The organism is Lysinibacillus sp. UBA5990 (genome assembly GCF_002429815.1).
Lineage (GTDB): Bacteria > Bacillota > Bacilli > Bacillales_A > Planococcaceae > Lysinibacillus > Lysinibacillus fusiformis.
This window is the reverse complement of record NZ_DJAY01000015.1, coordinates 1,003,595-1,026,317: the sequence shown is the minus strand read 5'-3', so window position 1 is coordinate 1,026,317 and position 22,723 is coordinate 1,003,595. Positions and strand designations below refer to the sequence as shown.

The 22,723-nt window shown below is 37.5% G+C and carries 32 protein-coding genes and 2 pseudogenes; 8 read left to right on the top strand and 26 right to left on the bottom strand.

Going from position 1 to position 22,723, the window contains the following annotated elements; translation table 11 throughout:
• Positions 1–53 precede the first annotated feature (53 nt).
• The 3 genes from B3D94_RS17625 to B3D94_RS17615 all read right to left on the bottom strand — a co-directional run bounded on the left by B3D94_RS17625 (position 54) and on the right by B3D94_RS17615 (position 1,521).
• Complete coding sequence (locus tag B3D94_RS17625) at positions 54–473, bottom strand: hypothetical protein (RefSeq protein WP_241603168.1); 420 nt, start codon at positions 471–473, stop codon at positions 54–56.
• A 108-nt stretch (positions 474–581) separates the two neighbouring features.
• Entirely contained in the window at positions 582–890 is a 309-nt protein-coding gene (locus B3D94_RS17620; RefSeq protein ID WP_008179743.1) for a hypothetical protein, read from the bottom strand.
• A gap of 346 nt (positions 891–1,236) precedes the next feature.
• Positions 1,237–1,521: a DUF5316 domain-containing protein gene (locus B3D94_RS17615; RefSeq protein ID WP_291758756.1), complete on the bottom strand. Its 285-nt coding sequence runs from the start codon at positions 1,519–1,521 to the stop codon at positions 1,237–1,239.
• Positions 1,522–1,791: 270 nt separating this feature from the next.
• On the opposite strand from B3D94_RS17615, the gene B3D94_RS17610 reads away from it, so the two are divergent.
• The 3 genes from B3D94_RS17610 (at position 1,792) to csaA (ending at position 3,230) form a co-directional block, all read left to right on the top strand.
• Positions 1,792–2,508 (top strand): hypothetical protein, encoded by a 717-nt coding sequence (locus tag B3D94_RS17610; RefSeq protein ID WP_069481087.1) that lies wholly within the window; start codon positions 1,792–1,794, stop codon positions 2,506–2,508.
• Positions 2,509–2,622: 114 nt separating this feature from the next.
• On the top strand, positions 2,623–2,799 hold the full coding sequence (locus B3D94_RS17605) for a hypothetical protein (RefSeq protein ID WP_008179752.1): 177 nt from the start codon (positions 2,623–2,625) through the stop codon (positions 2,797–2,799).
• Positions 2,800–2,897: 98 nt separating this feature from the next.
• Positions 2,898–3,230 (top strand): chaperone CsaA, encoded by a 333-nt coding sequence (gene csaA, locus B3D94_RS17600; RefSeq protein WP_069481086.1) that lies wholly within the window; start codon positions 2,898–2,900, stop codon positions 3,228–3,230.
• 11 nt (positions 3,231–3,241) lie between these two features.
• Here the strand turns inward: csaA and B3D94_RS17595 are convergent, their stop codons facing one another.
• The 4 genes from B3D94_RS17595 to B3D94_RS17580 form a co-directional block, all read right to left on the bottom strand.
• Positions 3,242–4,126 carry an AraC family transcriptional regulator gene (locus tag B3D94_RS17595; protein WP_069481085.1) on the bottom strand — a complete coding sequence of 295 codons (885 nt, stop codon included), beginning with the start codon at positions 4,124–4,126 and terminating at the stop codon, positions 3,242–3,244.
• 408 nt (positions 4,127–4,534) lie between these two features.
• Positions 4,535–5,092 carry an isochorismatase family protein gene (locus B3D94_RS17590; protein WP_069481084.1) on the bottom strand — a complete coding sequence of 186 codons (558 nt, stop codon included), beginning with the start codon at positions 5,090–5,092 and terminating at the stop codon, positions 4,535–4,537.
• A 60-nt stretch (positions 5,093–5,152) separates the two neighbouring features.
• Entirely contained in the window at positions 5,153–5,791 is a 639-nt protein-coding gene (locus B3D94_RS17585; protein ID WP_069481083.1) for an O-methyltransferase, read from the bottom strand.
• Entirely contained in the window at positions 5,775–6,122 is a 348-nt protein-coding gene (locus B3D94_RS17580; protein ID WP_069481082.1) for a hypothetical protein, read from the bottom strand. The genes B3D94_RS17585 and B3D94_RS17580 overlap by 17 nt, the downstream gene beginning before the upstream one ends.
• 148 nt (positions 6,123–6,270) lie before the next feature.
• Here B3D94_RS17580 and B3D94_RS17575 point away from each other — a divergent pair, with 148 nt between their 5' ends.
• Together B3D94_RS17575 and B3D94_RS17570 are read left to right on the top strand one after the other, a co-directional pair.
• Entirely contained in the window at positions 6,271–6,471 is a 201-nt protein-coding gene (locus B3D94_RS17575) for a hypothetical protein (protein WP_036125393.1), read from the top strand.
• Positions 6,472–7,122: 651 nt separating this feature from the next.
• Positions 7,123–7,257 (top strand): hypothetical protein, encoded by a 135-nt coding sequence (locus B3D94_RS17570; protein ID WP_291758735.1) that lies wholly within the window; start codon positions 7,123–7,125, stop codon positions 7,255–7,257.
• A gap of 280 nt (positions 7,258–7,537) precedes the next feature.
• Here the strand turns inward: B3D94_RS17570 and B3D94_RS17565 are convergent, their stop codons facing one another.
• The 7 genes and pseudogenes from B3D94_RS17565 to B3D94_RS17535 all read right to left on the bottom strand — a co-directional run bounded on the left by B3D94_RS17565 (position 7,538) and on the right by B3D94_RS17535 (position 11,284).
• The gene (locus B3D94_RS17565) at positions 7,538–8,074 is read right to left on the bottom strand and encodes a CueP family metal-binding protein (RefSeq protein ID WP_069481080.1); all 537 of its coding nucleotides are present in this window, start codon (positions 8,072–8,074) and stop codon (positions 7,538–7,540) included.
• A 306-nt stretch (positions 8,075–8,380) separates the two neighbouring features.
• Positions 8,381–9,111 (bottom strand): annotated as a pseudogene (locus tag B3D94_RS17560) (GNAT family N-acetyltransferase).
• A gap of 268 nt (positions 9,112–9,379) precedes the next feature.
• Positions 9,380–9,478, bottom strand: a complete 99-nt coding sequence (locus B3D94_RS17555; protein ID WP_291760628.1) for a tyrosine-type recombinase/integrase — start codon at positions 9,476–9,478, stop codon at positions 9,380–9,382.
• Positions 9,479–9,697: 219 nt separating this feature from the next.
• A complete protein-coding gene (locus tag B3D94_RS17550) occupies positions 9,698–9,853 on the bottom strand; it encodes a hypothetical protein (RefSeq protein ID WP_175423014.1) in 156 nt (51 codons plus the stop codon).
• Positions 9,854–10,008: 155 nt separating this feature from the next.
• Positions 10,009–10,182, bottom strand: a complete 174-nt coding sequence (locus B3D94_RS17545; protein ID WP_175423013.1) for a hypothetical protein — start codon at positions 10,180–10,182, stop codon at positions 10,009–10,011.
• A 15-nt stretch (positions 10,183–10,197) separates the two neighbouring features.
• The gene (locus B3D94_RS17540; protein WP_291758730.1) at positions 10,198–10,818 is read right to left on the bottom strand and encodes an NAD(P)-dependent oxidoreductase; all 621 of its coding nucleotides are present in this window, start codon (positions 10,816–10,818) and stop codon (positions 10,198–10,200) included.
• A gap of 79 nt (positions 10,819–10,897) precedes the next feature.
• Entirely contained in the window at positions 10,898–11,284 is a 387-nt protein-coding gene (locus B3D94_RS17535) for a hypothetical protein (RefSeq protein WP_069481078.1), read from the bottom strand.
• Between the two features lie 201 nt (positions 11,285–11,485).
• Here B3D94_RS17535 and B3D94_RS17530 point away from each other — a divergent pair, with 201 nt between their 5' ends.
• The gene (locus tag B3D94_RS17530; protein ID WP_069481077.1) at positions 11,486–11,878 is read left to right on the top strand and encodes a hypothetical protein; all 393 of its coding nucleotides are present in this window, start codon (positions 11,486–11,488) and stop codon (positions 11,876–11,878) included.
• Between the two features lie 97 nt (positions 11,879–11,975).
• Here B3D94_RS17530 and B3D94_RS17525 read toward each other — a convergent pair whose 3' ends face one another.
• The gene (locus tag B3D94_RS17525) at positions 11,976–12,275 is read right to left on the bottom strand and encodes a hypothetical protein (RefSeq protein ID WP_193831708.1); all 300 of its coding nucleotides are present in this window, start codon (positions 12,273–12,275) and stop codon (positions 11,976–11,978) included.
• 163 nt (positions 12,276–12,438) lie between these two features.
• The gene (locus B3D94_RS17520) at positions 12,439–12,639 is read right to left on the bottom strand and encodes a hypothetical protein (RefSeq protein ID WP_025117029.1); all 201 of its coding nucleotides are present in this window, start codon (positions 12,637–12,639) and stop codon (positions 12,439–12,441) included.
• 75 nt (positions 12,640–12,714) lie between these two features.
• On the opposite strand from B3D94_RS17520, the gene B3D94_RS17515 reads away from it, so the two are divergent.
• Entirely contained in the window at positions 12,715–13,011 is a 297-nt protein-coding gene (locus tag B3D94_RS17515) for a transposase (protein WP_291758723.1), read from the top strand.
• Positions 13,012–13,014: 3 nt separating this feature from the next.
• Here the strand turns inward: B3D94_RS17515 and B3D94_RS17510 are convergent, their stop codons facing one another.
• The 3 genes from B3D94_RS17510 to B3D94_RS17500 are packed head-to-tail and all read right to left on the bottom strand — an operon-like array spanning position 13,015 to position 14,884.
• Complete coding sequence (locus B3D94_RS17510; RefSeq protein ID WP_291758721.1) at positions 13,015–13,698, bottom strand: DUF1963 domain-containing protein; 684 nt, start codon at positions 13,696–13,698, stop codon at positions 13,015–13,017.
• Positions 13,688–14,263, bottom strand: a complete 576-nt coding sequence (locus B3D94_RS17505; RefSeq protein WP_291758719.1) for a DNA-3-methyladenine glycosylase I — start codon at positions 14,261–14,263, stop codon at positions 13,688–13,690. The genes B3D94_RS17510 and B3D94_RS17505 overlap by 11 nt, the downstream gene beginning before the upstream one ends.
• Positions 14,264–14,287: 24 nt before the next feature.
• On the bottom strand, positions 14,288–14,884 hold the full coding sequence (locus tag B3D94_RS17500; protein ID WP_069481072.1) for a class I SAM-dependent methyltransferase: 597 nt from the start codon (positions 14,882–14,884) through the stop codon (positions 14,288–14,290).
• 170 nt (positions 14,885–15,054) lie between these two features.
• Here B3D94_RS17500 and aac(6') point away from each other — a divergent pair, with 170 nt between their 5' ends.
• Complete coding sequence (gene aac(6') / locus B3D94_RS17495; protein WP_291758717.1) at positions 15,055–15,489, top strand: aminoglycoside 6'-N-acetyltransferase; 435 nt, start codon at positions 15,055–15,057, stop codon at positions 15,487–15,489.
• Positions 15,490–15,558: 69 nt separating this feature from the next.
• On the opposite strand, the gene B3D94_RS17490 is transcribed toward aac(6'), so the two are convergent.
• The 7 genes and pseudogenes from B3D94_RS17490 to B3D94_RS17460 all read right to left on the bottom strand — a co-directional run bounded on the left by B3D94_RS17490 (position 15,559) and on the right by B3D94_RS17460 (position 22,559).
• The gene (locus B3D94_RS17490) at positions 15,559–15,750 is read right to left on the bottom strand and encodes a hypothetical protein (RefSeq protein ID WP_069481070.1); all 192 of its coding nucleotides are present in this window, start codon (positions 15,748–15,750) and stop codon (positions 15,559–15,561) included.
• Positions 15,751–16,203: 453 nt separating this feature from the next.
• Positions 16,204–17,763 carry a right-handed parallel beta-helix repeat-containing protein gene (locus B3D94_RS17485; RefSeq protein WP_291758715.1) on the bottom strand — a complete coding sequence of 520 codons (1,560 nt, stop codon included), beginning with the start codon at positions 17,761–17,763 and terminating at the stop codon, positions 16,204–16,206.
• Positions 17,764–17,997: 234 nt separating this feature from the next.
• Positions 17,998–18,942 (bottom strand): hypothetical protein, encoded by a 945-nt coding sequence (locus B3D94_RS17480; RefSeq protein ID WP_291758713.1) that lies wholly within the window; start codon positions 18,940–18,942, stop codon positions 17,998–18,000.
• Positions 18,943–19,014: 72 nt separating this feature from the next.
• Positions 19,015–20,697, bottom strand: coding sequence for a methyl-accepting chemotaxis protein (locus B3D94_RS17475; protein WP_291758710.1), 1,683 nt, complete (start codon positions 20,695–20,697; stop codon positions 19,015–19,017).
• A gap of 405 nt (positions 20,698–21,102) precedes the next feature.
• On the bottom strand, positions 21,103–21,372 hold the full coding sequence (locus tag B3D94_RS17470) for a GNAT family N-acetyltransferase (protein WP_025117018.1): 270 nt from the start codon (positions 21,370–21,372) through the stop codon (positions 21,103–21,105).
• Positions 21,373–21,387: 15 nt separating this feature from the next.
• The gene (locus B3D94_RS17465; RefSeq protein WP_069481066.1) at positions 21,388–21,594 is read right to left on the bottom strand and encodes a (4Fe-4S)-binding protein; all 207 of its coding nucleotides are present in this window, start codon (positions 21,592–21,594) and stop codon (positions 21,388–21,390) included.
• A 28-nt stretch (positions 21,595–21,622) separates the two neighbouring features.
• Positions 21,623–22,559, bottom strand: a pseudogene (locus tag B3D94_RS17460) (VOC family protein).
• Positions 22,560–22,723: the final 164 nt, after the last annotated feature.

Here is a 22,723-nt window from a genome sequence, read left to right as displayed (position 1 = left end):
ATTTAGTAAGTGTCTCTACTGCAAGGCTAACTGCCCATTTTGAGTGTGCTTTGTTATTCGTACAGTTCTTTATAAATAATAACTTTCAATGCAGCTATTTCTTCATCTGATAATTTTCCTTCTACCTGTTGCAATGCCTCTTCTTTCGTCATGGAGCCATCTTGTAATTTCACACGAATATCATTGAGCTCTGTAATGCCAACCTTTTGAATGATTACTTTCGTAGCATCTTCTTTTGATGTAAACGGTAACGTACTACTATCAACCGTTTTCGCCTCTTCCATATAGGCTTTTAACTCTGGATCATTTTCAATCGTATTTTTTATTTCTTCCATTTGTCCACTATTCTCTAATTCTGTTGAGAGTGTATTGACAATTTTTTCGGACGCAAATTTCGTGCCAAAATGTAATACACCATAGCCAACTATACCCATGAAAATAATAAAAACAACTAACCATTTAATGAATCTCAAATTCGCTTCACTCCTTTATCCACGTTCATCATACTATATGGAGTGGGTTATTGAGAAACAATTCTCCCTAGAAATTATGTAAAAAAACCCCATTCAATGATGAGGTTTTTATTTGACGTATTTCAAATACTTGCGGACAAATTCTACAATATAAAGTACTTCTTCATCAGTCATGCCTACAAGATTGCAAACACGTTGCAATCTTGCTGGCGAAGTTAATTGTTGGCGAACTTGATGGATATACATATATTTGCATTTACGCGGATTGACCTTATCCCGTATTTGCTTGTATCGAAGATATGCATAGCGCGCAAATGCATTAAGCATCTCTCGCTCCTGCTCATCACGTTCTTTTTTTCTAGCAGCTTCATCAATTATATCCGTTTCAAATGTCCGTGTACCATCTGTTAATTGCATAGTACCACCTCTCTATTGCAAATGTACTCCTAACTATTAAATGCAACAAAAAAAGCCACACCTAGGGTAGATGTGACACTTTTATTGATTATCTATGTAAAGATTATTAAGAGTGCTTTCTTCTTTGATCTCGTTTCCTCAAAATGTAGCGTGTAATCGCAAGAGTGATAACAATTTCGTTTATCAATAAAAATTGAAAACCACTGGGAGTTGCATTTCGCCAATCATAGATGCCCCAAATAATGAGTGTAAAGAGAACAACTGCAAGTGTATATCTAGATGCTTCTGAATAATAATCTTTTTTTTATCCAAGGTACGCAACATCCTTTCGATTGAGCTGGTATTTTCACATATAATACGCAAAGATAGCGACAATAATATTCGGTAATGCTAACAATAAAGCGTTATTCATACTATGATTGCGTTCGTCCCTATCTTCTTTTGTTTCTGTTGCAAAGTTAGCACGCATTCTATCACCACTACCCATTGATCCCGACATCAACAGAGCGAATATTATGAATATTCCACCTATAAATCCAGAAAGTAAATGCGCTTTTTCTGTACCCCATATTAGGATTGAAAATACTACACCTAGGATGGACAATATCGGTCCGATGCCTACATATTTCATTTCCGCACCCCCTTACTTTAGTATACGGTTGATGCTTCATTTCCGTTTCAATAAATCCAAAATTTTCATATTCACTACAACAATTATATAATATAAAGTGGAATTTTATTTATATTGTAAATTATTGCAATTAAGCTCGCTTTGTAGAATCAGGCAAAATACTGTAGTAATAGTTCGCTCATGTATATCGGCTTATTCCCCCATTGGTTTTCAGCTATTCGTTATAAATGACTTAGGTTTTACAAAGAATAAGAAAGGTGTAGATAAAAATTGAAAAAAGAAATTGGTACATTGCTATTGTTGAGTACAGTTATATGTTCAGGATGCCAGTCAGGTCAAAAAGAAGATCCAATAGAAGAACGAGTTTCTAATGAAGTCCACAGCCCAACACATATAGATGCCACATTAATTGGGGCCTCCGACAATCAAGAAGTAAAACTATATAAGAAAGGAGATGGCGTAAAGCTAGAAATTAATGGGAAGGTGAAGGACTTTAATTGGAACAACCCTAGTGATACAGGAACCGAGCCACAAGTGTTTTACATAGATATGACGGAAGATGGCAAAGAAGAAGCTGTTATCATCATTCAAACTGGCAGAGGAACAGAGCTAGATAATTATGATATTCATGTAGTAGATCAGGACTTACAAGAAATAAAGGTCCCTTATTATGAGGAAATTGTTGCTCAACATATAGAGTCAAACGTTGTGAAAAAGGATCATGAAACATTAACTATTACGGGCCGAGCACTGGGCAAGGAATATCACTTTGACTATCATGTCGATCCTGAGCTAGAATTACAGCAGGATGAATTGGGCTTTGGTGGGATAACGATTTACTATTTGGAAAATCAAAAGATACAATTGACCCTTGCAGCCAGTGTCTTTCCTATGTATGTGGCTGATTTCCACATTACCTATAAATTTGATCATACTAGGAACGAATTTATGGTCGCTCAAATAGAAGTAGTACCTATTCAACAATAAATGACAGTCGTATATTTTCATCCTTTTATTTATTCGTATAGGATAAGCTCCAAACGTTCATAGTAAGTATGGTATGAAACTTATACCGAATCATACGACGGAGGGATCAATTTTATGAATAATGTTCGTGAAGGTTTAATCCCAACTATTCTCGGGTCGGCTGTCACAGCGGCAGGATATGCCATGAAGCAAAAGCATGGCTCTAATAAAATGGTGGCCAACACCATTTTTGGCTTTGGTTTAGCTCATATTGTGTTAGGAGCTATTGACCTGGTAGAGCATCGTCGTTAAGAAAAGAAGGGCACTATAGTGCTCTTCTTTTTAATTTTGAATAATTTCCCACACAATGTTAGCATGGTAATATAGTTGAAATGAAGGAGAGTTGTATAATGGCCACATTTGAAGATTTTACAGCGCTTGATCTACGAGTTGGTACGGTCTTGGAGGCACAGGAGCTACCAAAAGCGCGTGTTCCAGCAATAAAAATGAACATCGATTTTGGTGAGGAGCTCGGCATTAAACAGTCTTCGGCCCAAATTACAAAACGTTATACGCCAGAGGTAATGGTCGGAAAGCAAGTCGTAGCAATTGTTAATTTCCCCCCACGCCGAGTTGCCGGCTTTAAATCAGAGGTGTTAGTGATTGGTGGAGTGCCAGGTGAGGGAGACGTCATCCTGTTAACACCTGATCAGCATGTACCAAATGGAACAAAAATACATTAAAGAGCCATGCATTATGCAAGAGGCTCTTTTTTGTGAATGGGTATCCATATTTCACTTGTAAAGGTTGGAGAGGAAAAATCGGTGCTCGTATGACTGACTATTTCAGGGCCAGCAATTTGTTCATAGCTAGAAGATGGAAACCACTCAGCATAGATGCGGCCCCACGTTTCCTGAAGTGTTTGTGGGAAAGGTCCTACCACTGTAAAGACAGCCCATGTACTCGCTGGGACAGCAAGTTGACAAAAGTGCCCAGGGTTTGTTCCTGTAGTAGCCACGCCAATATAATGATCGAGTTCTCCCTTCTGCTCCATTCGCCCCTCTGAAAAATTTGTAGAGACTTGGATGATGCCCTTAGGCTCCACATTAGACAGCTTTTTCAGTTGCTCAATATCGGTGATTGTTAGGGATTGCGCTAATTTCACAATGTCCGGATTTTCTCCCTGAAATATAATTGGTACGCGTTTCATCAAGCCAACGATGTGAAAGGCTTCCTTTTGCTCGAGTCGGTAATTCATTTCAATTCCTCCTTGGATAGTAAGTTGGAAGGTCATCCGTGGAAAAGCTTTGAATGTTTGGCCAGTTTGCCTCGCCTCTGAAGGTGTAATCCCATGTAAGTGCTGAAAGGCTCTTGTAAATGCATCTGCTGAGCTATATCCATACTTAACTGCTATATCCAGGATTCTCATAGAGGAGTTCGACAATTCAAGAGCAGCCAGTGTCAAACGTCTCCGACGAATGTATTCGGAGAGCGAGATGCCTGCAAGAAATGAAAACATTCTTTTAAAGTGGTACTCAGAACAATATGCTCTTCTTGCCACTTCCTTCATATCAATGTCATTGATCAAATTGGCCTCAATATAGGCAACCGCTTCATTCAATCGTGTGCATGAATCCACTTGAATAACCTCCCTTTCCACAACATTAGCAAGAATAGAATTGAGTCATCCGACATATTGTGCCCGATTTAGTCGCCTTTCAAAAAAATAATCTATCGAACAGGCAGATAACTAACTTTCGAAGCTACTTTCACATACATATAATAGTGTAAAGCTAATTTTAGCCTTACACCTCCTGACTTGATACTTAGGGTCACTGCTCGCACAGTGGCCCTATGAATAAGAAGGATCAAGCATAGCTTGTATTCCATTTTTTAGCATATCAAATGTGTTATCAATTTCAATTTCTGAAAAAACTCTATCCTTTGGGACAAGCCCTCGCTCTATCATAACGTCCTTTATGTAGTAGTTTGATCATTATAAAGTGAAAGAAATGACCAAGAACTAAAATTCTTGGTCATTATTATGTTAGCGGTAGCTTGAATGGCTAGGTTCAAATAAGTCTTCGTCTGAATGACGCACAAGCGAGAAATGGTCAACATTGTAATGACCATGTAATATGTCATTATGATGTGCGATCATGGCTTCCGGTACTAAATGCTTGGAGCCGTTCGTAGAATGTCCATCAGCGACAACTGTGACATCGAAGCTGTGAACAGTGGCTGCTCTGACGGCTGTATCCACACAATGCTCGGTTTTACACCCCATCATTACTAAATGCTGTACGTCTTGATCCTTTAAATAGTCCAGCAACCCAGTTTTGTAGAATGCATTAGTAGCGAGTTTATCAAAAAAGACAGCTGACGTTGGAACATGGATTTTTTTATGTACTTGAAAGCCATCTCCTTCCCCACCAGCCACATCTTGATCACGAACAAAAATAATTTGAACTTTTTCCTCGATAGCCTTTTTTATTACCTTATTGATCGTCTCTAGTAATTCTTCTTTGCGATAAACAGCTTGTTCCTCCTGATTACCCTCTATCAGTTCTTGCTGTGCATCAATCACAACTAACGCTTGTTTCAAACGCATCTCTCCTTTTTTGGTTACTAACCATACTTTACCATAAAGGAGGACTGATCTTTATTATTTTTTTACCTTCGAAACGGTAATTCCATCCCCAATAGGCAAAAGGATTGATTCGAGTTGTGGGTGATTCGCCACCAGCCTATTAAATTTCTTCATGATGTCTGTATATCGTTTTGGTGTCACTTCTGGGTCTGCAACACTACCCGCTGCTAAAACATTATCCATAACAATTAATGCACCAGTATTTGCTAGTTTTATACAATATGCTAAATAATGCTCGTAATTTTCCTTATCCGCGTCAATAAAGAAAAAATCAAAGTATTTTCCATCAACGACAAGTTTTTCAAGGCTTTCAAGGGCAGGCCCAGTGAGATAGGTCACTTGTTCAGCAAAGCCTGCATTGGCAAGATTTTGTGCAGCTATCTGTGCATATTTTTCCTCTAACTCTAATGAGGTTAATGTGCCCTCATCTTCAATTCCTCTCGCTAGACAAATGCCACTATAACCACCTAATGCGCCGATTTCTAAAATATCCTGAGCCCCTGTAATCGACACGAGCATGGTCAATAGCTTTCCTGATGAAGGAGAAACAGAAATGGCTGGCATACCCTGTTCCGTAATGGAAGATAAGACATTCTCAAGAATGTGATCCTGCTGGGCAAATACCGTATCTATATAGTTATTCACTTTTTTCATGCACATGTTCTCCTTCTTCTATCTGTGAATGGTCAACTGCGGTTTCTACTGTCTCGCTTTCATGTATATCAAACAACTGGCTAAATTCTTGGATCACCATATCAATGGCCTTTAACTCACCTACTAAAATTTGTTGAATGGATTGAAACTCGGGCTGTTCTAATTGCTGTTTAATCGTTGCACGTTTCACATTTAACGTTTCTAAAAAGGCAATGGCTCTCCCTCTTCGGAATGTTTTTGCTCCACGTGTCGCCGTTCCCTCCATTCCTCTGTGACGACCACCTCGATGATGACCTTCCTTCATATGCTCTCTAAAACCTGAACCTCTCATTTATTAAACACTCCTTTTTGTATACAAACGTATACGTTAATTTAAAATCATTGTATACAAGTGTATACAATAAGTCAATAAACATATTGCTTTCATCGTTCAACATATACTAGGGATAGCGATTACTTTTGAAATGGAGGTACGTGTATTGAAAAGAGTCATAAAATATGTTTTGGCGATTGGCACATTATTGATACTGTCAGGCATATTTTTAATTGGTGCGCAATCTCACTATAATCAGAAGGAAATTAAAATTGCGAGTAAACTTTGTCTTGAAAATGGCGGACATCCTAAAATCATTCGTGATTATTTGGCTCTTAACTATTCCTTTTCATGTCAAAAGGACTGAGGCTTTACATAAGATAGATACTCCAGTTATTTTTATCTATCGTTCGGACAAATGGCTAGCTGGCAAATATACTTTCCAGATATGTATAGTGTAATGAAATCCCTGGGACACGAAAAGATTGAAACGACTATCATTTATATGGAAAAGGTTTTGGAGACAGATCAGCATGCTATTCATGAATGGGAAGCGGAGAATTTTAGTGGTTATATCAAAAAAAGATTTAAGATCTGCCTTTTATTTGACTAATTAATTTTCCGATAAAAAATAATAGTTGCTCCGATTTCTACAACTATGGATGGGATTCAGGTAGTTCCATTGTAGTTAATATTCATTGTTCATTGTTTGATAAACTTATTCTTCAACACAGCACCTATTGTATACCTCTCGCTATATCCTCCTTGTTAAACCTTTCGAACCAAAGTTTGCATACATGAGTTTATGAAGATTCTCTTTAATTAAATCTATCATTGTTATGAATGTATAATACTGTTTATATCTCTCCAATTGACTGCCCTAATTTAAATGCATGAATATTTTAGGAAAGGGAGTATCCTCATTATGTTTCTTCAATTTTCTAATATAGAGAATAGAGTCAGCATTATTGGAAGTGCAGGTCAAGCATTCAATTCTATAGGCCAGGAGATCCATTCAATGACAGATCAAATTTCAGATATTTCAGCTACGTCTGAAGAATTTCTGCAAGTGCTGAACAAGTTGCTGCTTCTGTTTCAGAAATCGCATCGGGAGCTGCCACAAGTAGTTCCAATACTTAAATTTTCACGATAGCCATTCAGGAGCAAGTCGGAACAATGTAACAAGTAAAATTAGTCGCTACAGATTTAAGTAAAAAATCCGCGTCTTTACAAAGTAAAATAAATAAATTTAAGTTATAAATTAGCCATGAGAGTTCCATTTATACAAGTAGAATATGCTAAAAAACACCATATCTTTTTTATAAACATTGCAACTTTAATGCAAAAACTAAACGAATTATAAAAATGTTAATAGTAAAGGGTTGCCACAAATAATCAGCTTTCACTGACTTTTTGGACAACCCTACTTTTTTCTATTTTAATTGCATTGTTGTAATGCAAGTGCCATCGCTTTCATAAGTAGAAAATGACGATTCTACCGTTTTGCCTTTGTGCTCCATTTTTATGTTATACGTTTGGTCACGAGGTAGCCATAAATCCATAAATCCATTTGCTAGAGTTTTCATGGTTTCGTCCACTAGCACATTACCTTTTGAGTCTTCAATATAGACAGCTACATCCTTATTAGCCAGCTCACCTTGGCAACCAGTCAAGCTATGGTTAGTACAAGGGTGAGTTTCATTTATGTAAGGAGCAATAGAAACAAAAAATTCGTCTTCTGGCAAAGCATATTCTGACTCTTTTCCTTCCTTATCAGTTAAAATCAGCTGGTTTGATGTGATTGAAGCAGATTCGTCTTTAGTTTTGTCCCCGCTATATTCATTCACCAACTCCTTAATATTTTGCATCTCCATTTCTTTTCTAGCGTTATCGTCATTAGAACTCTCTCCATTGCAAGCACCTAGTACAACAGTAGTAAGCAAAGTTACAGCAAAAGCTTTTAATTTCATTTTATTCACCTCTAATTTCTTCATTCTTTCTACGTCGTAAAACGCTGACGACTTATACTATAAACTATAAATAAGAAGAAATTGTGCAGAGGAAGTATAGATTAATTACATACAAATTTTATTTATTTGAGTATTAGTGACTCCAATTCATTCCAATGAAACAAACGTGACAATGTCGTTGATTGTATGATTGATTTTTTAAAATCACATCAGAAACGCTTCATTTTTTCTAGCAAAATGAACCGTTTCTAAATATGTAATATACTCATAAAATTATAATTCATTTCTTGGCTTCTTAAGAGTATCTCATTCCCATTCAAACTCTAATGTTTTTAGTTTTGACTCATATTCAAAGCCCAATTTTTTTGCTAAACGTTTAGATTCAAGGTTTGTTTCCATTGTTGACCATTGGGGTATTAGTCCATTTTTTATACAATCATCTAAATATGCAGAACACACTATAGTTGCTAATCCTTTATTCATGAGTTTCTCGTCATATGTTTCAACACTAATTTCATGTTTATTCTCATGTACACAGCAAGAAAAACATGCACTTACTATTTTATTACCCTTTATAATACAATATCCCAGTCCATAAGTATTAAAGTCTTCAATTGAATACCAAACCTCTTCTAATACTTCAGAAAGAATTCCATCTGGATCGTTCTTAATGACTTCGGTATCAATTTTTTTATAAGATAATTATCCGGTAAAGATTTGTATTGCTCTTTTAAAGAAACGAAAGCTTCTGGATTGAAATGATAATACAACTCATAATCTGGTTCGTATTCTTTATCAGCAATAACATTTTCTAATACCTGTTCCCATATCTCATCTTTTATGACTGCAATAAACCAGGTTCCACCACACGATTCATAAGTATCAATTTTTAATTCATTATCAAGAAAATCACGTAAAGAATTAATAAACTGTTTATTGGTCGCATTCCCAATAAAAATACTGCTTATTCCTGTTACATCTATTAGAGCTGTATTGGGTTCTTGCAAATTGTCTACATAAATTGTCCCTCTATTCATACCATTAATTATTGAATTTAATGTTAAATCATTCTTCTGATCTGGTGTTTGTAGTAACCTTTTTATTTTGTAGTAGTCTTTTTTATCCAATTTATAAATCATAAAACAGCTCAGCTCCTTTCATAATCTAGATAAAATATTTTTTTATTTAAATTCCTATAGTTTTTCTTAATAAAAAACTGCTTTATACAGGCAGCTACGATAAAGGAGTATGCAACTTTAGTAGCACCAAGTCCTTTGAACCGATTTCGGACGGTGTTAATTCATTTCAAATAAAAGAAAGATCAGCACCTTTTGTCAAAAACTCGGTTGCAAAGGTATGTCTAAACCGGTGAGGATGTAGGTACCTCTTAATTTCCGCATCTATTCCTACTTGCTCGTCAATTTTTTCATTTGCCTAATTCCTAGTCTAGTTCCCCTTTCAGAAAAAAGTGCAGGATACTAAGGTGTTGAGCTTATTTTATCAGTTTTAACAATTCAAGTTAAATATAGTAATGAGAAGCAAATCTAGCCTTCTCAAAAAACTTTCCTTTTTTTTGGGGCCACCTCCCCTGTATAAGGGGCCTTTTGAACAATAAAAAAGACGTCAGGTAGACGCCTTTAAAGTTTGATCGATATCCTCTATCAACCTATCCACTTGTTCCTTTGTTATCTTTATGACATATAACTCTGTCTTTTCGATTCCATCTTGATTGGTTAGGTGTTCAGGATATTGATAGTTGTTTGATATCTCTTTGTCCATACAATCACCTCTTCAATAATATATATTCGACATAAAGTATAGCAAACCTTCAATAAAAAGGAAAATATCCATATACTTTCTCACCCATAGAAGCATAAGTATCCGCTATTCCTATTAAACCCCTGTCAATTGAAGGAACCCATTACTTAAGAAAGTTAATACTTACCCAATTTCGCAATTTTTTTAAGATAAAACACCCCAATAGACATAAGGATGATACCATATACTTTCACCATCATATTTCGAATGGCAGCATCCATCGTTGTACTTAAAAGGGCAAGCCCTATAAATGTAATGAGCAGGCCAATGATAATGTGAATGATTCTCATTTTTCTACCCTCTTTTTAATAGGCGATCCCTACTCGCGTTTTAACAAATTCCTTGCTAAAGATTTGTTGGTAGGCAAAGTAGGCAGTATCGGCTACTGATATTTCACTGCCTCCTTCAGGTAAAAAATTGCGTTCCACTCGATAGATTCCTGTAAACGATCCATCTGGTAAATAGGTAGGACAAACGATCGTCCAATCGACATTGGAAACGTGTAATTGTTCAAAAACGTACTGATGCTCATTAGCAGCAAACGTGGATTTCCGTTTGGATTCAGTTGATTGATAACGAAGGATTGTTGGTGACACTCGACTTTGTAAAATACCTGCAGTGCCAATCGTAATGATTCTCTTAATCTTATGTTGCTCCATAACCTCAAGTATGAGCGAAATACTAGTAGATAAAGTATCGTTGCCATCTGTATTTAATGCACTTACTACTATATCCACATTCACCATAGCCTGTTCGAGATCTTTCTTATTTAAGACATTTCCCTGAAAGATATGTAAGTTCTTATTGTCCAGCTGTAATTTATGGGGATCACGGACAAATGTCGTTACTTCGTGTTGATCTTTTAACGCGAACTCAACAATTTGCCTTCCCACACGTCCTGTTGCACCCAAAACTAATATTTTCATAGACCCTCACCTCTTCATTCCATTATAACATGCCCCTACCATGCAAAAGAGACACATGCAATATGTGTCTCAGGCTTTTCTATTTTATTTCTAATAGCTCAACATTTACTATAAATGCTCCCATATTATCTTCATTGGCCAGCTCATTGATAATCGATTGAATTTCACTTTCTGTGCTTTTTTCTATTTCACTACCATCGTGTAATTGGATGGTGATGATTTGATGGTTGGGGGAATCTACTAAATAGCCTACCGTACTGTCTGGAGAATATCCTGCCTTTCGTATTGCTTGTATGATCTTCTGTGTAAAATTAGTCACTTGTAATTTTTCACTAAACTCTTCCGCATAGGTCGGAGAATTAGAGAAACTTACGGGTATTGGTGAAGGCTGTTTTTCTACAATCAGCCATGAAATCACCACTATAGCGAACATTAGTAAAAAGAAACCTTGAAGTATTCTCTTCATACACTCGCTCCATTTCACCTTCATATTAACAGGCGGAAATCTAGTATTTCACCCCTAAAAACGGTTAGTTATGTACGACAAAGTTTCCATTTTTCTATTCAAAGGGCAAATTACCATGAACTCCATTTGTTTCATTCATAGATTATAAGTGTAAGGGTTGCGCGACCGCTACTAAAAATTAACCATAAGGGAGATTAAAAGATGCAAGATTGTAGATATAATCATTATATGAACTGGGATCAACAAAAAGACGAAGCGAAAAAATGCTGGGAGAAAAAATGTGAGCATAGGTGTAAATGCGAACATAAGGAAGAGAAATGCCCTTGCCAGAAAGAAGAAAAATGCCATGAAAAAGATTGCTGTTCCAAAAATGAATGTAAGGGCTGTATTTGCCATCAATTAAGATGCCTGCCTATGGGCACACTTGTAGACGTAGTGTTAGCAGGTGGTTTTAGCTTAGCTGATGTCTTTTTCATCAGCCTAGATCCTAAAACGTGCTGTGCAACATTCTTGGAAGTAACAGATGAAGCAGCTTCTCCAATTATCGTTGATTGCCAACAAATTGTTGTCATAAGAAGAAGCACTATTGCTTAAAGCTTTCTGGAATCGGAAAATTTATACTTTCCGATAAATGTTAAAGAACTATTTATTTTATTTTCTGCCAGGTTGAATCCTGGCAGAATTTATAGGCTTATTCATTAATAATTACTTTCACGATGGGCTCTAGTTTTCCTCGATAAACATCGCCCAAATAATCAACTTCCACTACAACTGCTCTCGGTTCAAAACGCTGGATACACTCTATCAAACGTTTGGTATTCATTTTTTTCATACGTTGGAAGAGTTTACGGATATCTGATCGAATGCTCCATTCTCGTTGTGGGCAAGAGACCGTAAACGTCGATAAAATAAATGCTACATTTTGTAAAATACCGTCCACTCCCGTAGCTTTTCCATTCACATTACTTAATGCCGTTACTTGATGTGTCATGCTATCAACCTTTCTTCTACGTTCATACTGTTAATTTTGTTCTCTCGAAAAAGAGCACTTTGTTATTTATGCTTGTTTGTCAATATTTATGAACGTTACTTTGTTTGTACCCCATATTATTTTGGATTAAACAAATACTTAGCTGATAGGTATGCTTTAAAGTTTAGCGAGTAAATGCATAATAGAGAACATAGAGCCAGCTAAAGCAGCCATGGATGATTGCCCATATGATGGAATGATGGACACTCCATGAAATCGTGATCGCTAAAACCGAACCAAAGCCTATGCCATTCTTGACGACTGTTTTGTGCTCCATTTTCTTCACCTTCTTTACTTTTTTCATCTCCCCATCTTGCCGTCTCACCTTATTCCCCTCCTCTATATCTTTGGTTTATGTACCAACTAACAAGGGCATCCTGAGAAAAAAGGATGTGTGTTGATGAACGTATTCATAATGGTTACCATCATTGTCATACCTGCTGTCATGGTCTATCTTCAGCAAAAAAGTGATAAAATGCGCCTTGTTTTCAATGCGTTAGGTGTCGTATCAGCCATTTTTTTTGGCTATATTGCCGCTACTTCTATAACGCAGATTATTCTTGAGGATGTGGTCTTTATGACAACGATTCACGCTGTTTTCTTAAATCCCATTTTTCTACTGACAGGCGCGTATTTAGGTTTATTTTTCATTCAATACATGATTAATATCACAATACGTTTTAGGGCTAAGCCTTAACTGTTAATAAAAATCACAATAGACGCGCCATGTCTGTTCTGTTGGATTATAAAAGAAATAAAAATTGCCATTATCCACAATATTCAGTTGTGCCTTGGCATCTGAGGCAATTTGGAAGACAAAAGGTGTATCTTCACCAAAATTATAGCCACTTTGACAAAAGGTCGGGTAGCCGCCAATTTTGTGTTGCGGATACAGGTCTTCAAGGATATCGTCAAAATAATTAAGATCCTCTTCATGCTCCAACCTTAGTATGTCCTCTTCTATTTGTGCAGGAATACCCCCTCCATCCCATACAGGATAATCATTGTGAATATGCTCTGCTTGCAAAGGGAAGGCTCGAATATGGTCGTGCTGCCAGTCCCGTTGTACTAGGTTTTCTAAAGTTGTATAGGCTCTTATTTCAAAATAGGTGCTCAAATCATCCTCCATTAGATGATCGAAAATATTCTCATGGACAAATAGTGTTACCAATTGAAATGGCTGTAAAGCTAGAGGAACATATGGCAAATCTTTTAAAAATAATGTAGCGAGTGGTTGAAAGTCGGAAGGTCGATCCTCCTCTAGTAAAGACCATCCCACAAAGCCAATCCAACTTTCTAAAAGTTCATGGGTTGGACGGAAGCCACCCGTCTGGAATATGGTTGCTTGCTTGGCTAGCTGAGATTGGATATGTTTAATGCTCATGCGCAAGTTCCTGTTGTCGACAGCAGCAATCCGTTATATGATCATTGACCATACCAACTGCCTGCATAAATGAATAACAAATAGTACTACCAACAAATTTAAAGCCGTCCTTCTTCAATTGCTTACTCATGCGATCACTACGATCTGTTGTCACTGGTACCTCTGCCATAGTTGGCCAATCATTTACAATTGGGTGATGATCGACAAATCCCCAAATATATTCAGAAAACGAGCCATATTTTTCTTGTATTTGTAGAAAAGCTTTAGCATTCGTCACAACGCTAGCTATTTTTAATCTATTGCGCACAATACGTGTGTCTTGCTGTAATGCCAAAAGCATGTCCTCTGAATAAAGTATAATTTTCTTCGCATCGAATTGATCAAATGCCTCTCGATAGCCCTCTCGCTTTTGTAAAATCGTCCACCAGCTAAGTCCTGCCTGTGCTCCCTCTAAACAAAGCATCTCAAATAAATGCTGATCATCATAGACGGGTACTCCCCATTCTTTGTCATGATAATCTACATATAACGGTTGATCTAGCTTGACCCACGAACATCTTTTCATCGTAAAACCCCCTATGTTTATGTATTATTTAATGGCTGTGATACATAGCCATCCTTTACTTGTTTTTTCACTTATATATACCGTTTGGAAACCGGTTTGTTTCAATAACTCCTTCATAGCTGCCGGTGTTTGAAAAGCCTCCATATGGTAATTCATTTTGTAGTACTCGGCTATGACAATAAATTTCCCACCATTTTTCAATACCCTCCAAACTTCCCCAACATCATGTTCCAATGATGGCCAAAAATAATGGGTTTGAAAAGCTGTAATTGCATCAAAAAATTGGTCTTCATATGGAATTTTAGACACACTTGCCTCCTTAACAATCATGCTGCCATTTGCGACATTCGCTTCATTCATTTTGATGGATTCCCGTACTGCCTGTGCAGAAATATCAATCCCATAAATTATACCATTGGGATTCAATTTCGATAAAATCCGGAGTGTTTTCCCCCCGCCACAGCCAATGTCTAACACACGGTCCCCATCATTGATGGCACCCTGTCGAATAAACCAGCTATTCATGCCACGATGAGCGATATTCATGATACGGAGCATCCATGAGCCAATCCATCCTTTTGGGTTTTTTGCCTGTTCAATTAACGATTGTAATAATGACATATCGGTTCCCCTCTCTTCAAAGTCGATGTGGATTTTATCCTTTTTTTACATGTATACCCTGTATATAATGATAGAAAGCACATCAACGACAGAAGCTCTTATTAGTTTGTACGTGTAAAATTGATTTTTGTTTCGTTTTTTATCGAATCAATAGAATGGAGGAGTTTTGGATGATTCAACAAGCAGAGCAACAGGATGCCCTTACTGCTGCCACATTAGCTTTATTATTGTGGCCCAATCATACGGTAGAGGAATTTACTGAAAGCATGACACAAGTATTGGAGGATGACAATGCAGCCATTTTCTTAGCTTACGACCATGACAAGGCGATAGGCTTTGCCCAATGTCAGCTACGAACAGATTATGTAGAGGGTACAGACTCTAGTCCAGTCGGCTATTTAGAAGGATTATTCGTCCTGGAAAACTACCGACAACAAGGCTATGCTAGACAGCTTGTGGTGCATTGCGAAAAATGGGCCAAGCATATGGGGTGCTCAGAGTTTGCAAGCGATTGTGAATGGGACAATACTGAAAGTCTACAAGTACATTTACAACTCGGATTTATGGAAGCGAACCGTATCATTTGTTTTACTAAAAAATTATAAAAAAAGCGAAAATAAAAAATCACAAGAGCTTCAGATTTCGCCTTGTGATTTTTTGCATCTATATATAGGTTAATTTAAATATGTATGGTTAGAAATATTTCGTTCGCGCTCTTCGATAATTAAATGGATCAATAATGCCAGCTGTTGTTCTATTCGCATATTGTTTAGATGTAAGATATCAGCAATCGCACTTTTTTGCTTCTCTGCTAATTCAATTTCCTCTAACATTAAAAGAATTTCCTCTTTAGTCAGCCCAAACATCTCTTATCACCTCCACTCCTTTTTTAATTATTATTTTAAACTAATTACACACACTTCACAAATAACATATAATCATCTTTAGATATGAACCATTTTTACTAATTATAGGCTAATTTACCGAAACTAATCAATCTATTATCTATAATTTCTTAATATTTTTTTTACATCAATTTGAATCTTTATTATATAAAAAATAACATTTACAAGAGATTATACCATTTCGCTTCCTAATATTTCGGAATATTACAGAAATTGATAAGGAGTTGTCTATACCATTATAAAAATAATCAGTCAATTTGTCGAATTATAGAGTTTCACTGCATGTTTAACTCATCATTTTTGACACAAACATATTACTTTACCCGTTTAAATAAAATTGAAACTTGTGGATGTCTGCCACAAAAAAAGTAATTTCAAAATTGAAACTACTTATCTTAGTTGTATAATCGGTTATTAAATTATTTTTTTAATATCATTTTTCAGCATTTCTATATGGCTTTCATAATTTGTTTGTACCGTCTCTATTTGTGATACTCTAGAAGTCGTGTCCTTATGCCAAGTTGTTGTCTGAACATGCTTTTGCACATATAACTGACTGTTCTCCTGTACCACCGCAGGAGCCTTTACGGCACTTAAATCTGTATCACGTATTTCTAGTAAAGATTGATTGGACAACGCTAAAAATGGGCGTGCTGCTTCGTCTATTTGGCAATGCTCAATACGACCCATTGAGCGATCAGACCACATTATCGCATACGTACTGTCCCGACAGTCTTTAAAATGGCTGTTGGCTACCTCAAAAATGGCATCGATACATGTAATTCCGTTGCCTTTCATTTGTTCAAATGTACAATGCTGTGTAAACAAACGGGCATTGTTAATATAAACATGATGCCTTTCTAGTTCACGAATGTTTGTATGATGAAGCATAATTTTGGCATGATCATTGCCATAAATACCACCTGATTGCCCAAATTGAATAGTCGATTGATGGAGTTGTAGTCCGCTTGCATCAACAATAATATGAAATTGCTGATGGTTTTGGATTTGACATTCGGTCATCGAAACATCTGCTTCATCTACGATGGACATACCAACCGCCATGCCATTATGGATGTGACATTTGCGAAACTCTGCCTTGCTATTTTCTATCAGCATTTGTGCTTTCACATGACGATGAAATTGACAGTCATAAAATTTAGCCTCTGTTTTTTCTCCCATGTACAGCCCAAGTCCTTGCCCATCTGAAAAAATTGAATCAGATACCATAACTTCGCTACGGTGTACGATCATATTCGTGTCTTGATGATTGTTAATCTCACAGCCATCCATACGTAAAATCGTATCATCGAATAGCTGAATACCAACCCCCTGTCCTTGATGAATCAGGCAATTAGTTATTTCCAGTTCACTAGACGCCGCTACAATTTGCTCCTTTTCATGACCATGAATTTCACAATCTTCCATGACCATCCTCACATGACGAATCGCAAAAATACCATGTTTCTTCCCTTCCAGCAGCAGACAATTGCTTAATGTCATCTCACAGTTTTGCGCAATAATTTGAGCTTTCACGTGATGCTCAAGTGTTGTATCAACGAGAATAACACTGGAACCATTAGCAACACGTAGACCAAAATGATTGAGCGGTGTAGCAAGCACAGCACAATTTTTCATCAGTAAGCTACCATAGCTGACCATAATCTGTGTGCGAATCAATTGCTCCTCAATAATACAATTTTCTAACTGTAGATCTCCTTTCACATAGAGTCCCTGTCCTTGGCGAAAACGTAAATTGCGCATATCCACATGGGTCTGGTAGCGAATAAACACGCCACCTTTAATTGTGACATTGCCAACTCCATACAATGTCAGCCGCTTCGAAATATCCAAGCTCTCCTCATAAATACCATCTCGAATTTCAATCATATCCCCAGGCATAGCCTCTTCAATTGCCTGCCCAATGCTTTGGTACCGATGCATAATACTTCTCTTTACTACAAGTGTTGCCATTTACACACTCCTCAGCCTAAAAATGATCGTATCCTATTTATATACCGAACAGGCTTGTGGTTATTCAATTTTGTGTAAAATTACTGGATTATGCGTGGATTCGCTTGTGAGGATTGAAGATTTTATGACAGTTTATGGCAGTCACGGCACGCCTTCATGTATACGTATATGAATGGATTCGAAAAAAACCAACAAAGAATGATTTCCATCTTTGTTGGTTCTTATTACGCTCAATTATTTTTTTCTCTTCACAAAAACAAAGGCAAAAATAGCCGCAAGCACTACTAGGATAGCAATGACCCACACTGTGCTTGAGTTAGATGATGTCGTCTCATCCGTTTGCTGCTCTTCTCTTGGTGTGGCATTCGATGACTGTACCTCTTTCGTGTCATCTGCTGCTACCTGAGTAGAGCTAAATTGCACATATTGAAGTGTAGCTGCATTGGTTGCTGGTGCATCATGACCTTCCCCGTGACCTTCTTCATGATCACCATGTCCTTCTTGGTTGTCATCATGTCCATGATGGTGATCTCCAGCTGTCGTAAAAATAGAACGTTCTAGCTGTTGGCCTACCCAGCTTTTAGCATCCGTTGATTCTGCAAAAATACGAGGGTGTCCTGACAGCATATACGTTTTACCGTTGATGATAATGCCCGTTTCATCACCTGTCACGACATCTTCAATAGTACCAGTTGGACCTTCAGCAAAGCCACCCATTTGAAGTAGCGTATGGCCGCCCATATCATCGTCTAGGTGTTCCGTTAAGAAGGCAATATACTCCTCCTTCGTCATCGTTGCATCTGGGTTCTCTAATTCAAGTTTATGATGAAAAAGTGCTGTATTTATTTCCTTGTATGTAAGGTCGCCCTCTAAGGAAGAAATGTATTCTTCTTTTTGTGCTGCTTGTGCTAATTCATCCACTGTTGCTCCTTCAAGTCCAAAGAAGCCACCTACCCAGCTTGCAAAATCTTTGCGTGATAAGTTGTCAGTTGGGTTTAAGGCCATATCTTTGCCGTTATACCCAAGAAGCCCAATACTATGTAACACCATTATGTCCTGAATATTTGAGGTTGTTTCAGGGACATCCGTAAATAGTGTACTTTTATCCATCGTATGGGCGTAGGCAGCAGGTGCCATGAATAAAGTACTCATTAGTAATAAAAGTAAATATTTTCTCAAAATGATTCCACCTTCCAATACATAGTATACAGCCTAAATGTGATGGAAGTTTGAAATTAACGGGACAAATCGTTACAGTGCAAATCGGCGTATTAAACTATTTAATTGCTCGGCCATCTCTGCTAGATGCTCAGCACTTTGTTTAATTTCTTCCATAGAGCTAGCGGACTGTTCAATTGTGGCAGAGGTCTCCTGTATGCCTGCCGCTGACTGCTCGGAAATAGCTGCCATTTCATCTATGGATTTATTAATCGTGACCGTATTGTGAACGACATCATCTAGCTCAGAGGACATTCCTTCAATATTTGTAGCAATGGCCTCTATTGCGTCGGCAATATGATGGAACGTTGCATTGGTGGTCGTAATTTGCAATGCTCCTTTCTCCACTTCGCCATAGCCCTGCTCAAGAGAAGCGGTCACTCTACTGGAACCATCCTGAATGTTACGGACGATATCCGTAATATCTTCCACAGAACATGACACTTGCTCGGCTAATTTTCGGACCTCATTAGCCACTACGGCAAATCCTTTTCCTTGTTCCCCTGCTCTGGCTGCTTCAATTGCTGCGTTCAACGCTAGTAAATTTGTTTGTGCTGCAATGGTTTGAATGACTGTGACAAGCTTTGAAATTTCTTGTGTTTGCTTGCTTAATCCGTCAACCTGATCTACTGCATCCTTCACAATATGTTGAATTGCTCCCATCTGCTTTGTAGAGGAGGACATTAAGTCGCGTCCTTCCTTTGTTAAAGCTTTAACATCCAGAGAATAGTGTTGAACGTCTTTATTACTTTGATGAACAGAGGTTACTTTTCCTGCAAAGTCGTTCATAGAAGTTGCAACATCCGTCGTATGGCTGGCTAGCTCATCCGTCCCTCTTGCAATTTCCGTCATCGTATTGACGATTTGGTCTGTCCCCGTCTTTACTTCTGATGTTGATTGCAATAGCTCCTCACTATGGGCCGCTACGTCATTCGATACCGTTTGAATATGCTTCAATAAGCGATTCAAAATATCCGCCATTGTGTTGGTTGCCTCCATTAGCTGGCCCACTTCGTCTTTCGATTGAATCTTTAAAGGAGGACCGCTTAAATCGCCATTCGTCATTTGTTGCATCCGCTCCGTTAATGTCATAATAGGTCTTGATATACCGCGGGCACTCAATAGCTCAACAATAATCGCTATGACAAAAATGAGTAAACCTACGACGATGCCAATAAGCTGCTTATTCTCCCCAGTAACTATCATGTCAGCGCCTACCTCATTGATCGCTTGCTTCCGTTGCTCTGCTAAACCTTCATAGCCTTCACGAATAGTCGTTGCTGTTGCATCCATTTTCGTAATGTTTTGGATAGCGAGCTCCACATTACCTCGGTCATATACAGCAAATACTTGTTGTTCAATATAGCGGTTCCATTCCTTCGCCTTTTCTGCAAGTTTGCTGAAGTCTTCAGAGCTTGTTATGGCTAATCGTTTTTCTTCGTTGCTCGCTGCACGTGCTACATTGTCTTGAAAAATATCTTTATACTTTTCATCGCCAGACAATACATAGCCTCTAGCCGCAGCTATTCTTAAGTCAATGGTTTGTGCTTGCTCGTAATCAGTCGTTAATAGCTGTAATTCTTGCTGAACGATTTGTTCTGTTGCATGGTTACTTTGCTTAATAGCAAAATAGTTGTACACGATATATAACGCCATTATCGTAATGACAATGCTAAAGGAAAAAACAATTCTTCTACTAATTGTTTTGAATGACATATGCAAAAACTCCTTATTCTTCGAATCTATTCCATAAAAAGTAATCTACCATTTTCATTAAAAGATTGGTGGCTTTAGGAATTTTTGCTATATTTCCAGAAATAACTTAGTCAATTTTGTGTATTTTATAGCATCTTTCACCATGAGTAATTTGTCCTAATCAATTCCAAGCATGAAACATGACGTCTCCATTAGTTTCACTTTTGAAATATACCATCGATTGAAACATGCACATATCTTGTTCGATTAAATGGTTGGCTTCAAAACCAGTAATTCCTTTTGTGTATCCAATCACTCCTTCAAATTTGTCTCTCTATGGACCTTCTAATTTAAATAGTCATATTCCTACCAGATTGTTCAAAATAAAAAAACGCACCCCATTGGTTTGGGGTGCGTCTACTTGATTTAGCCTACTACTTCTTGGTATTCAGGATGCTTTTCGAACTCAGCTTTTGCGAAAGGACATAATGGTATGACTAGTAACTTTTCTTTTTTCGCATAGTCAACTGCCGCTTTGACTAATTGCTGTCCAACATTTTGACCTCTTAGATGCTCGCCTACATGTGTATGATCGAGAATAATTCTACTTTCCCCTACACGTACGAAATGTACCTCTGCCTCACTATTCTCCTCGTTGCCGATATAAAATGATTGGTTACCTTGTTTAATTTCCATGGCATAATGCTCCTTTTAAATTTTGTATTTTAATGCGCCACTTGGACATCGATTGATAACTTCTACTACATTTTTGACAGCTGCTTCATCTGGTGCAATCCAAGGCTTTGCTTTAACATTAAACACCTCTGGCAAGCCCTTTACACATTCAGCCGCATGTTGACACATGTCCTTATCGAAATAAACTGTTATCTCTTTTCCTCTATATTCACGGTACCCCATACCTAACACGCCCCTCACAGAAAGTTTATTATTCAATTGGTGTTAATTTTTCTTCAATTTCCTGCCGCCGTTCCTCTAAAAATGGTGGCAAATCTAAACGTGTTCCTAAATCCTCCACAGCCGTATCTACGGTAAAGCCTGGTCCGTCTGTCGCTAGTTCAACTATTATGCCATGTGTTTCTTTCATGTAAATACTTGAAAAATAGTAACGATCTGCTTTCCTAATAATAGGAAAACCAAAGTCTTTTATTCGTTGTTCCCACTGCTCAAGCTCCTCCTTATCGCTCACGCGGATGGCTAAATGGTGAACACTACCTCTTCCAGGTTTCTCTTTAGGACCCTTTTGCTCGACAATGACGATCTGTCCTTGTAATTGGTCTTCCTCTGCTTGAAAAACAGCTTCAGTTAAAGTTTTTGATCGTTCTTTGTAGCCAAATAATTGTACGATTGTTTTCGCAGCATCCTCTAAAGAGCTTACAGTTAGTTCCACGGGGCCCATCCCTAAAATTTGATGAGCCATCTCAACGGATGAATGTTGCCACTTTGTCCATTCTTGTGGAATAGGCTTGTCCTGATTATTTAATAACACTAGGCGTAGTCCGTCTGGGTCCTCAAAATAGATCGCATCCGTGCTATGTTGTTATATCACTGTGCTCGATCTGAAATTCATCCAATCGATTTTTCCAGTACATTAAGCTGTCATAGGAAGGTATGAGTAAACCAATTCTTGTAATCGCATCAGTACCACGATGTGTCCGTCCAGCGTGCGATAATTCAAAAAATGTTAAGCCTGTACCAGGACTACCTATCAAATCACCGTAAAATACATGATACATACTGGGATCATCTTGGTTAACTGTTTTTTTCACACGACGAAGTCCTAAAATATGGTTGTAAAACTGATGATTTTCATGAGCATTTTTCGTAATCATTGAAATATGATGGTGTCCTGCGATCTTTAACATAGAATATTCTCCTATCTGTTATGCTTTTAAATTAATGCTTGTTCAACTGCGAAAACATGTTTGTGTTTGTTTAAGTACTATTACGAAATTATTATCTCGATTTAATTTATCTCTAATTCGAGATAATAATAACACGATTTTTAATAGGTAGTCAATACCCTTTA

What these genes read in the sequence shown, in the direction of transcription:
- B3D94_RS17545 (WP_175423013.1), bottom strand. Translation starts at nt 10,182, where the DNA reads ATGAGAATCATTCACATTATCATTGGCCTGCTCATTACATTTATAGGG.
- B3D94_RS17620 (WP_008179743.1), bottom strand. Translation starts at nt 890, where the DNA reads ATGCAATTAACAGATGGTACACGGACATTTGAAACGGATATAATTGAT.
- B3D94_RS17505 (WP_291758719.1), bottom strand. Translation starts at nt 14,263, where the DNA reads ATGAAAAGATGTTCGTGGGTCAAGCTAGATCAACCGTTATATGTAGAT.
- B3D94_RS17485 (WP_291758715.1), bottom strand. Translation starts at nt 17,763, where the DNA reads ATGGCAACACTTGTAGTAAAGAGAAGTATTATGCATCGGTACCAAAGC.
- B3D94_RS17515 (WP_291758723.1), top strand. Translation starts at nt 12,715, where the DNA reads ATGAACGTATTCATAATGGTTACCATCATTGTCATACCTGCTGTCATG.
- B3D94_RS17615 (WP_291758756.1), bottom strand. Translation starts at nt 1,521, where the DNA reads ATGAAATATGTAGGCATCGGACCGATATTGTCCATCCTAGGTGTAGTA.
- B3D94_RS17510 (WP_291758721.1), bottom strand. Translation starts at nt 13,698, where the DNA reads ATGAGCATTAAACATATCCAATCTCAGCTAGCCAAGCAAGCAACCATA.
- B3D94_RS17565 (WP_069481080.1), bottom strand. Translation starts at nt 8,074, where the DNA reads ATGAAATTAAAAGCTTTTGCTGTAACTTTGCTTACTACTGTTGTACTA.
- B3D94_RS17470 (WP_025117018.1), bottom strand. Translation starts at nt 21,372, where the DNA reads ATGGAAATTAAACAAGGTAACCAATCATTTTATATCGGCAACGAGGAG.
- B3D94_RS17585 (WP_069481083.1), bottom strand. Translation starts at nt 5,791, where the DNA reads ATGAAAAAAGTGAATAACTATATAGATACGGTATTTGCCCAGCAGGAT.
- B3D94_RS17540 (WP_291758730.1), bottom strand. Translation starts at nt 10,818, where the DNA reads ATGAAAATATTAGTTTTGGGTGCAACAGGACGTGTGGGAAGGCAAATT.
- B3D94_RS17580 (WP_069481082.1), bottom strand. Translation starts at nt 6,122, where the DNA reads ATGAGAGGTTCAGGTTTTAGAGAGCATATGAAGGAAGGTCATCATCGA.
- B3D94_RS17605 (WP_008179752.1), top strand. Translation starts at nt 2,623, where the DNA reads ATGAATAATGTTCGTGAAGGTTTAATCCCAACTATTCTCGGGTCGGCT.
- B3D94_RS17490 (WP_069481070.1), bottom strand. Translation starts at nt 15,750, where the DNA reads ATGTTTGGGCTGACTAAAGAGGAAATTCTTTTAATGTTAGAGGAAATT.
- B3D94_RS17525 (WP_193831708.1), bottom strand. Translation starts at nt 12,275, where the DNA reads ATGACACATCAAGTAACGGCATTAAGTAATGTGAATGGAAAAGCTACG.
- csaA (WP_069481086.1), top strand. Translation starts at nt 2,898, where the DNA reads ATGGCCACATTTGAAGATTTTACAGCGCTTGATCTACGAGTTGGTACG.
- B3D94_RS17530 (WP_069481077.1), top strand. Translation starts at nt 11,486, where the DNA reads ATGCAAGATTGTAGATATAATCATTATATGAACTGGGATCAACAAAAA.
- B3D94_RS17465 (WP_069481066.1), bottom strand. Translation starts at nt 21,594, where the DNA reads ATGGGGTACCGTGAATATAGAGGAAAAGAGATAACAGTTTATTTCGAT.
- B3D94_RS17475 (WP_291758710.1), bottom strand. Translation starts at nt 20,697, where the DNA reads ATGTCATTCAAAACAATTAGTAGAAGAATTGTTTTTTCCTTTAGCATT.
- B3D94_RS17500 (WP_069481072.1), bottom strand. Translation starts at nt 14,884, where the DNA reads ATGTCATTATTACAATCGTTAATTGAACAGGCAAAAAACCCAAAAGGA.
- B3D94_RS17535 (WP_069481078.1), bottom strand. Translation starts at nt 11,284, where the DNA reads ATGAAGAGAATACTTCAAGGTTTCTTTTTACTAATGTTCGCTATAGTG.
- B3D94_RS17550 (WP_175423014.1), bottom strand. Translation starts at nt 9,853, where the DNA reads ATGGACAAAGAGATATCAAACAACTATCAATATCCTGAACACCTAACC.
- B3D94_RS17570 (WP_291758735.1), top strand. Translation starts at nt 7,123, where the DNA reads ATGACAGATCAAATTTCAGATATTTCAGCTACGTCTGAAGAATTTCTG.